This is a genomic window from Bradyrhizobium icense (genome assembly GCF_001693385.1).
Lineage (GTDB): Bacteria > Pseudomonadota > Alphaproteobacteria > Rhizobiales > Xanthobacteraceae > Bradyrhizobium > Bradyrhizobium icense.
The window spans coordinates 6,370,812-6,383,203 of sequence record NZ_CP016428.1; the positions used below are offsets into that span (position 1 = coordinate 6,370,812).

9 protein-coding genes are annotated in these 12,392 nt (G+C 63.6%); 3 read left to right on the plus strand and 6 right to left on the minus strand.

All coding sequences use genetic code 11. The features are described 5' to 3' along the window. Position 1: 1 nt before the first annotated feature. Positions 2-418 carry a nuclear transport factor 2-like protein gene (locus LMTR13_RS29650; protein ID WP_065730862.1) on the minus strand — a complete coding sequence of 139 codons (417 nt, stop codon included), beginning with the start codon at positions 416-418 and terminating at the stop codon, positions 2-4. 151 nt (positions 419-569) lie between these two features. Here LMTR13_RS29650 and LMTR13_RS29655 point away from each other — a divergent pair, with 151 nt between their 5' ends. Beyond that, positions 570-1,811 carry an amidohydrolase family protein gene (locus LMTR13_RS29655; RefSeq protein ID WP_065730863.1) on the plus strand — a complete coding sequence of 414 codons (1,242 nt, stop codon included), beginning with the start codon at positions 570-572 and terminating at the stop codon, positions 1,809-1,811. 132 nt (positions 1,812-1,943) lie between these two features. Beyond that, a complete protein-coding gene (locus LMTR13_RS29660; RefSeq protein WP_065730864.1) occupies positions 1,944-3,158 on the plus strand; it encodes a mandelate racemase/muconate lactonizing enzyme family protein in 1,215 nt (404 codons plus the stop codon). 141 nt (positions 3,159-3,299) lie between these two features. On the opposite strand, the gene LMTR13_RS29665 is transcribed toward LMTR13_RS29660, so the two are convergent. The 5 genes from LMTR13_RS29665 to LMTR13_RS29685 form a co-directional block, all read right to left on the minus strand. After that, complete coding sequence (locus LMTR13_RS29665; protein WP_236843189.1) at positions 3,300-4,466, minus strand: ABC transporter substrate-binding protein; 1,167 nt, start codon at positions 4,464-4,466, stop codon at positions 3,300-3,302. Positions 4,467-5,265: 799 nt separating this feature from the next. After that, on the minus strand, positions 5,266-7,305 hold the full coding sequence (locus tag LMTR13_RS29670) for a hydantoinase/oxoprolinase family protein (protein ID WP_065730866.1): 2,040 nt from the start codon (positions 7,303-7,305) through the stop codon (positions 5,266-5,268). A gap of 2 nt (positions 7,306-7,307) precedes the next feature. Then, the gene (locus tag LMTR13_RS29675; protein WP_065730867.1) at positions 7,308-8,972 is read right to left on the minus strand and encodes a hydantoinase B/oxoprolinase family protein; all 1,665 of its coding nucleotides are present in this window, start codon (positions 8,970-8,972) and stop codon (positions 7,308-7,310) included. A gap of 147 nt (positions 8,973-9,119) precedes the next feature. Beyond that, complete coding sequence (locus tag LMTR13_RS29680) at positions 9,120-10,355, minus strand: MFS transporter (protein WP_065730868.1); 1,236 nt, start codon at positions 10,353-10,355, stop codon at positions 9,120-9,122. A 79-nt stretch (positions 10,356-10,434) separates the two neighbouring features. Then, positions 10,435-11,280 carry a CmcJ/NvfI family oxidoreductase gene (locus tag LMTR13_RS29685; RefSeq protein ID WP_065733074.1) on the minus strand — a complete coding sequence of 282 codons (846 nt, stop codon included), beginning with the start codon at positions 11,278-11,280 and terminating at the stop codon, positions 10,435-10,437. A 275-nt stretch (positions 11,281-11,555) separates the two neighbouring features. On the opposite strand from LMTR13_RS29685, the gene LMTR13_RS29690 reads away from it, so the two are divergent. Further along, positions 11,556-12,323, plus strand: coding sequence for an SDR family oxidoreductase (locus LMTR13_RS29690; protein WP_236843190.1), 768 nt, complete (start codon positions 11,556-11,558; stop codon positions 12,321-12,323). Positions 12,324-12,392 lie beyond the last annotated feature (69 nt).

Sequence of the window (12,392 nt, forward strand, 5' to 3'; positions counted from 1 at the left end):
GCTACGCCTCAATCCCCATCTGCACCAGAATCCGCTCGGCGCTGTCGTTCCAGACGTCCATCTTCACGATCTGCCCGCCCCGGACCACAAAGCGATCGACATAGCGATTGCCTTCGAACGGCGTGCCGTCGAGCCATTCGCCGTAAAGCGTGCCGATGCTGTAGACGACGGTCTCCTCCGCGCCCGGGCAGACGTCGAAGCGGTCCATCTTCTTCTTGACCCAGCGATAGCGCCGCGCGTTGAAGCCGGTCGGGCCGCGCGGATGGTCAAACTCGCGTCCGCCGGTGAAGGTGATGATCGTGCCCGGCTTCATGTAGGCCGCGGCGGCATCGGGATCGGGGATCATCGACGCCGTGAGATAGGCCTCGACCACCTCGGCGTCTGACATGTTGGCTTCGGCTTTGGCGGCAACGGACATGGCGGTTTCTCCTGACGCGGGAAATACTACAGTTCAGCCCACAAACTGCATGCACATATTTTGAACAATTTAGCTCCAGATTGCACACAATCTGGAGCTGCCCGGCGTCCCCGCTTCCGATAGGTTGAGACCTACTCCAGCCTGACGCCCGATGAACACGAAAACCGCCTTCGACCTGATCTTCCGCAACGCCAGGACGCGAGCCTCGGCGACACCTCTCGATATCGGCGTCGCGAGCGGGCGCATAGCCGCCATCGAACCCCGCCTTGCCTGCGAAGCGACCGAGATCGAGGTCGGCGGCAGATTGGCCCTGCCCGGCTTCGTCGATACGCATATTCATCTCGACAAGGCCTGCCTGCTCGGCCGCTGCGCGCACAACCACGGCAGCGTCAGTGAAGCCATTGCCGCAGTCGCTGCCATGAAGCGCGATTTCACGGTGGAAGACGTCTATGCGCGCGGCGCGCGCGTGATCGAGCGCGCCATCGTGCATGGCACCACGCGGATGCGGACCCATGTCGAAATCGATCCGCGCATCGGCTTGCGCGGTTTTGCGGCGGTGAAGGCGCTGAAGCGCGACTATGCCTGGGCGCTCGATCTCTCGATCTGCGTGTTTCCGCAGGAGGGCCTGACCAACGATCCCGGCGCCGAGGAACTACTCATTGCGGCCTTGCGCGACGGCGGTGAGGCGATCGGCGGCTGTCCCTATATGGACACCGATCCGAACGCGCATCTCGAAAAGATTTTCGACCTGGCGCAGCAATTCGATGTCGATGTCGACCTGCACCTCGATTTCGATCTCGACCCGTCCTGGTGGCATCTCGAAGAGGTCTGCCGGCAGACCGAGCGGCGCAATTACCACGGTCGCGTCGCGATCGGCCACGCCACCAAATTGTCGGCGCTGCCGCCGGATCGGCTGAAGGCCGCCGCCGCGCGGCTGGCCAAATGCGGCGTCGCCGTCACCGTGCTGCCCGCGACCGATCTCTATCTGATGGGCCGTGACGCCACGCATAATGCGCCGCGCGGGCTGACTTTGGCGCACAAGCTCGTGGCGGACGGCGTTCTCTGTTCGGTCGCGACCAACAACGTGCTCAACCCCTTCACGCCGTTCGGCGACGCCTCGCTGCTGCGGATGGCGAATTTCTACGCCAATGTCGCGCATGCCGGCATCAGCGAGTTCGATACCTGCCTCGATCTCGTGACCGAACTGCCGGCACGGCTGATGAACTTGAGGGATTACGGCATCGCGCCGGGCAACCCGGCGGACCTCGTCATCCTCGACACCGACAGCGGCACCAATGCGATCGCCGAACTGCCCGATATGCTGATGGGATTCAAGAACGGGCGGCAGGTGTTCGAGCGGCGGAAGCCGACGCTGTTTCATCCGCAGGCGTAGCCGATCCCGACAATCGTTATGCTTCGGCCAGACACGGCCATGACAAACAGCGAACCCTCCCGCGATTGACCTCCCCATCAATCCACTGTTGTTATTGATCAACCACAACAACAAGCTCCGGGGCAGGAAATCATGAAAAGAGCCACCACCGTCAGAAGCGTCGAAACGCTCGCCTGCGACGCCGGATGGCGCAACTACCACTTCGTCAAGATCATGACCGAGGACGGCATCGTCGGCTGGAGCGAGTACGACGAGGGTTTTGGTGCGCCCGGCGTGACGGCGGCGATCGAGCGGCTTGGCGCGCGCGTCGTCGGCAAGAACGCGTTCCAGCACGAGCGGATTTACGCCGAACTGTTTGCGGCGACGCGGCCGGCTGCCGGCGGTGTGGTGGCACTGGCGCTTGGGGCTCTCGAGAACGCGCTGCTCGACGTCAAGGCCAAGGCGCTCGGCGTGCCCTGCTACGAATTGCTCGGCGGCAAGATCCGCGACCGCATCCGAGTCTACTGGTCGCATTGCGCGACCTGGCGCATCAACCATCCCGACTGGTTCAAGCCGGCGATTACCGATCTCGACGGCGTCAAGTCGATCGGGCGCGAGGTGCGCGAGAAGGGTTTTACGGCGATGAAGACCAACATCTTCGTCTACACCGACGGCAAGCCGCAGGGCTGGCGGCCGGGCTTCGGTTCGCCGTTCGAGCCCGAGATCAATGTCGATCGCAAGGTGCTGCGCAATCTGTGCATGCATCTGGAAGCCATCCGCGACGGCGCCGGGCCGGACGTCGACCTACTGCTCGACCTCAACTTCAACGCCAAGACCGAGGGCTATCTCAAGATCCTCCGCGCCATCAAGGACATCGACCTGTTCTGGGTGGAGATCGACACCTTCAACCCGCAGGCGCTGGGCTACATCCGCCGCCAGAGCCCGCATCCGGTCTCGTCCTGCGAGACGCTGTTGGGGCTGCGCGAGTTCCTGCCCTACTTCAACGAACAGGCGATGGACGTCGCGATCATCGACACACCGTGGAACGGGGTGTGGCAATCGATGAAGATCGCCGCGGCCGCCGAGCATTTCGAGGTCAACGTCGCACCGCATAATTTCTATGGCCACCTCTGCACCATGCAGAACGCGCATTTCTCCGCCGCGGTGCCGAATCTGCGCATCATGGAAACCGACATCGATCGCCTCGCGTGGGACCATGAGTTGTTCACCCACGTGCCCGATATCGTCGATGGTCACCTGGTGATGCCGGACCGGCCCGGCTGGGGCACCGAGCCCAACGAGGAAGGCCTGCGCGCCCATCCGCCGAAGAACAAAGGCGGGCTGTTGAATTACGGGCAGAAGAAGTAGCGAACCTTGGCCGCCATACCATGCGGGGTATCCAGTACGCCGCGACCTACCCGTTCAATCACTGACGTCTCGGCGTACTGGATCGCCCGCTTTCGCGGGCGATGACAGCGGTGGCTGTTTGTGGAGTTCGCAACATTCTGCTCAATTATCGCCCGGCACGCCCAGGAACGCGCTCTCGATCACATCGCCAATCGGCTGCCAAGTGCTGCCGTCGAACTGCACCAGCCGCATCTGTTCGATCGGATGGAAGTCGGACGGCCCGGTGTTTATCGTTATTCCCGGAAATGCGACTGTGCTCTGGTAGTTCCGCAAGGACGCGGCCTGCCGCATGATGTTCTCGCGCGACAGGTCGTCGCCGCACTGGGTCAGCACCTGGACCAGCGTCTCGGCCGCCGCATAGCCGAATATGGCGTAGCCATCCTCCTTGTCTCCATCCGGATAATACTTGTCCATGAACGCAAGCCACGCCTTGATGGCAGGATCTTCCTTCCAGGTGGCGTCGCCGGCATCCTTCAGATACGAGGTGGAGATCACGCCGACGGAGTTCTGAAGCCCCGCCGGCCGCAGCGCATGGGCGATCGAGGCCGCCGCATTCACCAGCACCACTACAGGATACCAGCCCTGTTCAGCGGCCTTGCGGATTGCACGCGCCGAGATCGGCGGCGCGCAGTTGAGCACCAGCACTTCGGCGCCGGAGTTCTTGAGGATGTCGACCTGGGCATCGATCGACATGTCGGCGTCGATGGCGATATCGGCCACGATCATGTTGGCGGTGATGCCGAGCCCTTCCTGCAAACCCCGGAACAGATCGCGGCCGAACTGGTCGTTCTGCCAGAGCACGGCGATCTTTTTGCTCGGATAGGCGGCCTGGATGTAGTTGGCGTAGATCCGCCCCTCGGAGCGATACGTCGGCTGCCAACCCATCGTCCACGGAAAGCGCTTCGGATGCGCCCACTCCTCTTCGCCGGAGGCGACAAAGAGCTGCGGGATGTTTCGCTCGTTGAGATAGCTTCGCGTCGCCAGATTACTCGGCGTGCCGAACGATCCGAACATCAGGTGCACACGCTCCTGCTCGACCAGCTCGCGGGTATGTTCGACCGCCGTTCTCGGGTTGGAACTGTCGTCGCGGGAGATGAACCTGATCTTGCGTCCGTTGATGCCGCCGCGCTCGTTGATCATGTCGAAATAGGCGGCCTCCGCCCTGCCGATCGAAGCGAACGCGGCCAGCGGGCCGGTATAGGGCATGATGTTGCCGATGCGGATTTCGGTGTCGGTCACGCCGGCAGCGCGGGTTGGCGGCGGGGCCATCCAAGTCGATCCCAGCAACAATGCAGCGAAGAAGGCTGGTGGCAGCCATTTTATTCTTGTTTTCATCAACGCGGCCCTCGAACGTCGAGCTGTTCAGAGCTCTTGACGCCACCCAGCGATGACGATGATAGCGCGGGAGATCAGGTTGTTAAAATGAAATGTTGGCGGCGCGGCTTCGCCACGCCAGATGGGCCGCCAGTCTTCATAAAATGAGACGTTGCGGTTCAGGCGTGTTTGATGTCCGATATACGCTCAACAGCGCACGAACTCGAACATCGCTGGATATCCGAGTGCGTGTAGGCTGTGTGTGGCAAGGAGGTCGAGGGATGAGGATAGCGATCGTAGCTTTGGGAACGGCCCTGGTCCTGTGTAACGTGGGCGCGTTTAGTGCCGCAGCGCATGCGCAGACCGCCCAAGTCGTTCGTGAACCACGGGAAAGGCCCATCATCCGGGTGCCCGTCGTAAGGCCAGCTCCCTACTGGGACTACAACATTGTTCCGCGATATCGCTATCGCCCTGAGGACGACCGGGTCGACCCGTGCGGCGGGCCCGTAGTGCCGGTGATACGCGAGGGACCTCAGGAAGCAACGGTTCCGTTGTGGCTGGCGAACGAATTGGGCCTTGGCCGTGTGCATGGTCGAGATTGGCCATGTAGGGGCCGAAATCGGTAATGCGACGATTGGGCAGCAACGTAGCCAGCACGAGCCAACCGGTCGCGCGAACGCGCGCCCGATGACAGGCTCCGCGATATGCGAGAGTTATGACGCCGGATATCGCTACGCTCTTCCGTGACTACAGATCAGCGTAGCGCGATATCCAGCCAGCCCAACGGATTGACTGCGACGCGGTCGCCGGTGTCGACCAGCACGGTCGTGGTCTCGGCTTCGATGATGGCCGGCCCCGTCAGCGTGTGGCCGGGCTGCAGCTCGTCGAGTGCATAGACCGGGACTTCGCGCCAGCCGCCGAAGAAGGCCTGCCGCCGGCTGCGTGGCGAACAGGCGCTGGATAATGCGGCCTCGTGCTCGCCTTCGTCCTGCCGCTCCACTTCGCCGACGGCAGCGACGCGGGCGTTGACGAACACGACCTCCTGGCCGCGCGAGGCGTAGGTGTAGAGCTCCTCGTGCCTGACATGAAAGCGGTCTTCGATCTGATCCACCAGATTGGGCGCGTTCCAGTCGAGGCCATCGAGCGAAACGTCGATTTCAAAGATCTGCTCGCCGTAGCGCATTTCGGCGGAGCGCTCGATTGCAATCGGGCCATTGAACCACGAGCGCAGGCGGCCGGCAGCCTGCTGCTCCAGCCCGGCAAACAGTTCGCGCACTTCATCGGCCGAAATGCGGCCAGTGCCATAATGCGTGCGGCTGACCTCGTAGCGGAGATCGCTGGTCAGCATACCCCAGGCCGACAGCACGGAGGCCACAGTCGGCACGATGATGCGCTTGATCTCGAGTTCGCGCGCCACTTCCGCCGCATGCAGACCGGCTGCGCCGCCGAAACTCAATAGCGCAAATTTTCGCGGATCAACGCCGCGGCGCAGCGTCATCAGGCGGATGCCGTCGGCCATGTTCAGGTTGATCATGCGATAGATGCCGGCGGCGGCCTCGACGCGCGACAGCTCCATCGCGGCCGCAACGCGATCAACGGCCGCTTCCGACGCCGCGCGAACGAGCGGACGCTTGCCGCCCATGAAGGCAGCGGCATCGAGATAGCCGAGCACGACATTGGCGTCGGTGACGGTCGCGGCCTCTCCGCCATTGCCATAGCAGGCCGGGCCCGGCACCGAGCCCGCGCTTTCCGGGCCGACCCGCAGGGTGCGGCTGGCATCGACGCTGGCGATCGAGCCGCCACCGGCAGCGATGCTCGCGATGTCGAGGCTGCGCAGCGCGATGCGCTGGCCGGCCAGCATGCCGTCGGCGGAGAGCGAGACCTGCCCCCCTGCTATCAGCGAGATATCGGTCGAGGTGCCGCCCATGTCGAACGGCACCAGATCGGGAATGCCGAGCAAGTCAGAACAGCGTCGTCCGCCGGACATGCCCCCCGCCGGTCCCGACAGCACCGTACCTGCGGCGAGCCGCGAGGCTTCTTCCACCGGCGCCATGCCGCCATGCGAGAGCACGACAAACAGACCGCCCCTGAAGCCGGCTTCGGTCAGCCGCGTTTCGAGGTTGGTCAGATAGCGCCGCACGATCGGCTCGACATAGGCGTTCACGATCGTGGTCGAGACGCGCTCATATTCCTTGATCTGCGGCAGCACGTCGCTGGAGCGCGAGATGCTGATGCCGGGCAGCGCCTGCTTCAGCCGCTCGACGGCGGCGAGCTCGTGCACGGGATTGAGATAGGAGTGTAGAAAGCACACCGCGACCGAGGCCGCGCCCGACTGCCTGATGCCGGCGATGGCGTCGTCGAGCGATTTTGTATCAAGTGGAATGAGGACACAGCCGTCAGCCTTGAGCCGTTCCTTCACCCCGAAACGCAAATCGCGCGGCACCAGCGGCGCCGGCGGCGGTGAGCGCAGATCATAGCGATCGGGCTTCAGCCCCTCGCGCATCTCGATGACGTCGCGGTGGCCTTCCGTGGTGATGAGCGCAACTTTTGCACCTTTGCGCTCCAGGAGCGCATTGGTGGCAACCGTCGTGCCATGCACAAGACGGTCGGTTGCAGCGAGCATTTCGGCGCGCGTGACGTTCAGCCGCCGCGCCAGTTCTTCCAGCCCCGCCATCACGCCGATCGATTGATCCGCAGGTGTGGATGGCGATTTTGCGAATATGGTTCGCCCGGTCTCGTCCGTGGCCACCAGATCGGTGTAGGTTCCGCCGACGTCAACGCCAATCCTGAACATGATTAGCTACGCTGCTCCGCCGACGCTTCAGTGAGGCCCTGCTCGCGGTCGCGCCGGCGCGCTTCCGCCGACCGTTTTGCGGGCGGCCCCCAGCCGCCACCGCCGGAAGAGCGTATTTCCAGGCAATCGCCGGGGCGAAGCTCGATACCGACCTCCTTGGTGCGCAATACGCGCGGCTCCCGGCCTTCGGACAGCAAACGATAATGATGCGGCTTGCCGTCCTCACCGCCGAGCATGCCGCACGGACCATGCCGCGCACCGTCGCCCGCGGTATTGCCTTTTGCGGCCTTTTCCGTCTCCAGCACCAGATCGAGGGAGACACCGAGGCCGCCGCGATACTGGCCATCGCCGCCGGAGCCCGGGCGGAATTCATGCTGCCGGAAATAGAGGGGAAAGCGCACTTCGGCAACTTCGAGGCTGCCGAACTTCAGCCCGCCGACCGAATGCCACTCGCCGATCGACGACCAGCCGTCGCCGCCGGATGACCCGCCGCCGCCGGGCCGCGCCTGGAACAGGTGCCAGATGAAATTCTTGCCGGTGCGCGGATCCTCGCCCTGGATCGCGATGCGAAAGCGCCGGCTCCAGCCCGCCATCGCACGCTCGGGACAGGATGCGGAAAGGGCCTTCACGATCGCTTCCACGATTTCATTGGAGGGATGGCTGGTGCACAGCGTCACCGGCCGGCCGGGATCGGCCCACACCACCGTGCCCTGCCTAGCGATCACCTTCAGCGGCCGCAGCGCGCCGGTGTTTTTCGGAATTTCGGCGTCGATCAGATAGGCAAACGCCATCGCCACCGCGGCCTGCATGTTGGCATGCGAGGAATTCACAAAACTGGTCGACTGCGGATCGGAGTCGGAGAGATCGACTTCGACATCGCTGCCCCTCTTGGTGACCTTCGCAGCAATGCGGATATCGCTGCGGCCCTGGCCGTCATCGTCGAGAAACGCCTCGCCATGGAACACGCCGTCCTTCCATGTCGAAACGACGGCGCGGGTCTGCTGTTCGGTCGCGTCGAGGATCGCTTCCACCGCGGCTTCGACGACGGGCGCGCCAAACTCCGCAAACAATCGCGACAGCCGCCGCTCGCCGAGATGCGCAGCTCCCAGCATGGCGGCGAGGTCGCCGCGGAATTCACGGGGGTTGCGAATGTTCAGCGCCAGCAGGTCGAGCAGATCGTCGCGGAGCTTTCCTGCCTCGTAGAGCTTGATCGGTGGGACACGCAACCCTTCCTGATAGATCTCGGTGGCGGCGGGGTTATAGGCGCCGTGGGTGGCGCCGCCGATGTCGCTCTGGTGTGCGCGCACGATGGTCCAGAGCAGCCGCCGCTCGCCGTCGAACACCGGCACGAAGGCGGTCAGATCCGGCAGGTGGCTACCGCCATAATAGGGATCGTTGAGCAGGATCACGTCGCCCGGCTTGACGTCCTTGAACCGTTCCTCGACCGCGAGCGTCGCCCACGGCAGCGCGCCGACATGAACCGGCAGGTGATCGGCCTGCGCGATCAGCCGTCCCGCGGCGTCGCAGATCGCGAGCGAAAAATCGCGGCTGGAATTGAGGATCTGCGAATAGGAGGTGCGAAGCATCGCCTCGCCCATCTCCTTCACGATCGAGCTGAGGCGATGCTGGACGACGGAGCGCGTGATGGGATCGATCCTGGCGGACATGGTTACCCGTTATTACCTGACATTCTGCGCCGGAGTGTAGGATGGGTTGAGCCCTTGCGAAACCCATCATCGAATGGATAGGCATTGATGGGTATTGCTTCCGCCTACGCTCGTTGAGCTATGGGCGGACAAGTCGCTCCACCCATCCTACGTATACCGCAAAAATACGACGGTCCCGATGATCAAGGCCGCGGCCATGAACATCAGCACCGCGGGCAAGCCGTAGACTGCCGCGACCACGCCGGTTGCCGATTGCATCAGCGCGGTACCGAGGAAGAACGCGAGGTTGACGGCGGAAAGTGCCTTGCCGGCATTCTGCGCGCCCGCCAGTTGCCGCGTCATGCCGAAGAGCAGCGGCTGCGCCGATATGGCTATGCCGATCAGAACCAGCAGCACGCCGTCAAATCGCGGCGGCATCGCCGTCATCCCGAACAGTTCCGAAAGCGGATAATGCGGCGCGCCCGCCGCCATCAGCGCGAGCAGCAGGGCTACGAAGGAATGGGCGGCGGCCAGCACCTCGCGGCGGTGGCCGATATTGCGGTCGAGGATGCCGATCAACAAGGGACCAACGATCAACGCCAGCGTGAACAGGCCGAGCGCGTTTCCGGCCTCGATGCGGCCAAGTCCTTTGACTTCCATCAGCCACGGTCCACCCCACAATCCGCGCAGCACCAGCGAAGCCGCCAGCGAGACCAGCGACAGCGCGATCAGGCCACGGAGCGGTCGCGACAAGCCGATGCGCAGCACCTCGGCCATTTGCGAGAGCGGCGAGGAGTCGTCGGCATGCGCGGCCGGTTGCTTCGGCACCAGCGCGAACACGGCCACCGCCACCACAGCGCCGAAGCCGGCGGAGATCCAGAATCCGGCCCGCCATCCCCACTGTTCCACGACGAAGGCCAGCGGGCTCGACGACAGCAGCATGCCGACATTGCCGATCGAGAGAATGATGCCGGACCACAGGCCGAAGCGCGCCGCCGACATATGTTTCGCCGCCAGCGTCATCGGGCACATCAGCATGCCTGAGGTGGCGACCCCAAGCAGGAACTGGCCAAACAGAAAGCTCTCCGGCCCCGTTGCCAGACCCGACGCCAGCGCGCCGATGATGGTTCCTGCCAGCAGACTGAGCGACACCGGCCGCACGCCAAAGCGATCCATCGCCGCGCCGACCGGAATCTGCGAGGCGGCGAAGGCGAAATGGTAGATCGAGGTGAGGCTCGCCAGCGTCTGCGACGGCGTTTTGAAATCGGCGGCCATGACGTCGAGGCTGACGGCCGGAATCGTTCGCAGCAGCGTCGACAACATGTGACCGCAGGCCAGCGCCAGCAGCGCAAAAATTAGGGCGCGGAAATTGACATCCGCGCCGTCGGCCTTGCCGTCGTCCATGAGCCGCCTCGCCCCAAAACCGTTTCGGGGCGAGGTAACACCAATATAGCGGGAACGCGAATCCACCCGCTCGCAGCGATCAGTTCCTGTGGAACACCAGCGTTCGCAGTTCGATGCTCGCGCGCGGCGGCGCATCGGCCGGCGTGGTTGGATCGATGAAAGCGGTATGCGGGCCGAACCGTGTGCGGCCGTCGGTCGCGGAATCGTAGCACTTCAGGAGCAGCGCCTCATCGGTCCGCATTTCCGGAATGTAGTACCAGCGATGGTTCGGATTGTATTTTACGGAATAGGTTTCGCCGCTGCGATTCGGATAGATCAGGTCGGATGCGACGAGATCGCCCGGCTGCACCGTCTGGCCGTCGCACATCGCCAGCGGCGTATCGCGCAACGGACCCCGGATCGGCCGCCAGACGTTGACGACCTGAACCCGTCCCTTCAGAAGCTCGTCAGCCTCATCGGGCAAATGTTCGCGCACGCGGTTGGCGCCTGAATTGTCGGTCTGGTCGACATGGACGCGCGTGGCCGGCTGGCGCGGACCGGCGCCCCTGATATCGGCGGCGCCCTCCACGCGCTTGCGCACGGTGTGATCGAAGATGAAGACGCGGTCTGCTTTGAGCGTCGCCTTCAGGAAGGCTTCCACGGCGGGGTAGTAGACGCTGTTCACTTCCTTGTCGTCGTAGAAATCCCTGACGATGGTGGGATGGCGGACCAGCGCAAAACCCTCGCGGTCCAAAGAGAGGTTTGCGGCGATCAGGCGCGCGTCGAAGATCGGGACGTTGTGCGGTTCGGGCAGCGCGGTGGATTTGGGTTCGCCCGGCGGCGGATCGAAGGCATAGGTGCGAGGCTTTCCCGGCGTCGGCGCGAGATAGTTCAGCTCGGCGGTGACGAAGGGAAGCGATTCGAGTTTTGCTTGCTGCAGGGCCATGGTGGTCTCCTGGATCCATTGTTGTTCTGCTTGATCTTGGCGCGGCCGCCGAGCCTCACAAGGCGCGCTCGAAAATAGCAACATTGCCGTTCCCGGCGGCGGCAAACGGGGAAAATCCTTGTCGAGGATGCCCTTCAAACCGGATGGTATTTCCGGCGCTCACGCGTTCGTCATCGAACGCGTGAGCGCGTTGACGCTGCGATGAGGCACGGCAACAATGGCTTCACTCGACCAGTTCCGGCTCAACGCATAGGCAGATCAACATGCAAGTCACGATGAAGGACAGAGTCGCCGTCGTCACCGGCGGCAGCAAGGGAATTGGCCTCGCCGTCGCCCGGCAATTCGCGGCCTCCGGCGCCAAAGTGGCGATCCTCGCACGCGGAGCAGCCGATCTGAAAGCAGCGCGAGAGCTGCTCGCCAAGGACGGGCTTGAGGTGCGCGACTATGTCTGCGACGTCTCCAAGGCATCAGACATTACGAAGGCGCACGAGAAGATTGTCGCCGACCTCGGCCCCGTCGACATCCTGATCAACAACGCTGGCACCGCGCGGACGATGGCTTTCGAGAACATCACCGACGAAGCCTGGCAGGAAGATCTCGATCTCAAACTCTTCGCCGCCATCCGCTTCAGCCGGCTGGTCTGGCCGGGCATGAAGGCGCGCAAATGGGGCCGCATCATCAACGTACTCAATACCTACGCCAAGGCGCCTGCGGCTTCCTCGGCGCCGACCTCGGTCTCTCGGGCGGCCGGCATGGCGCTGACCAAGGTGATGGCGAGCGAAGGCGGCGAGCACAACATCCTGGTCAATGCCATGCTGGTCGGCCTGATCATGAGCGATCAATGGGTGAAGCGGCACGCCGCGCAGGCACCCGATATGGATTTCGAGGTGTTTGCAAAAAAACTCGCCAAGGGCACGCCTTTGGGGCGCATCGGCACGGCTGAGGAATTCGCCAACCTGGCCTGCTTCCTGGCTTCCGATCAGGGTTCGTTCATCACCGGCACCGCCATCAATGTCGATGGCGGAAGGTCGCCGGTGGTTTAGGGGCTAGATGCGGCCGCATCTTCTCCCTTGCTCCCGCTCTTGCGGGAGTTGTGGCGGGATGACTTGCAC

Excerpts from the sequence above, each read along its gene's own strand:
- LMTR13_RS29660 (WP_065730864.1), top strand. The coding sequence starts at position 1,944 with ATGAAAAGAGCCACCACCGTCAGAAGCGTCGAAACGCTCGCCTGCGAC.
- LMTR13_RS29685 (WP_065733074.1), bottom strand. The coding sequence starts at position 11,280 with ATGGCCCTGCAGCAAGCAAAACTCGAATCGCTTCCCTTCGTCACCGCC.
- LMTR13_RS29650 (WP_065730862.1), bottom strand. The coding sequence starts at position 418 with ATGTCCGTTGCCGCCAAAGCCGAAGCCAACATGTCAGACGCCGAGGTG.
- LMTR13_RS29680 (WP_065730868.1), bottom strand. The coding sequence starts at position 10,355 with ATGGACGACGGCAAGGCCGACGGCGCGGATGTCAATTTCCGCGCCCTA.
- LMTR13_RS29655 (WP_065730863.1), top strand. The coding sequence starts at position 570 with ATGAACACGAAAACCGCCTTCGACCTGATCTTCCGCAACGCCAGGACG.
- LMTR13_RS29670 (WP_065730866.1), bottom strand. The coding sequence starts at position 7,305 with ATGTTCAGGATTGGCGTTGACGTCGGCGGAACCTACACCGATCTGGTG.
- LMTR13_RS29675 (WP_065730867.1), bottom strand. The coding sequence starts at position 8,972 with ATGTCCGCCAGGATCGATCCCATCACGCGCTCCGTCGTCCAGCATCGC.
- LMTR13_RS29665 (WP_236843189.1), bottom strand. The coding sequence starts at position 4,466 with ATGGCCCCGCCGCCAACCCGCGCTGCCGGCGTGACCGACACCGAAATC.
- LMTR13_RS29690 (WP_236843190.1), top strand. The coding sequence starts at position 11,556 with ATGAAGGACAGAGTCGCCGTCGTCACCGGCGGCAGCAAGGGAATTGGC.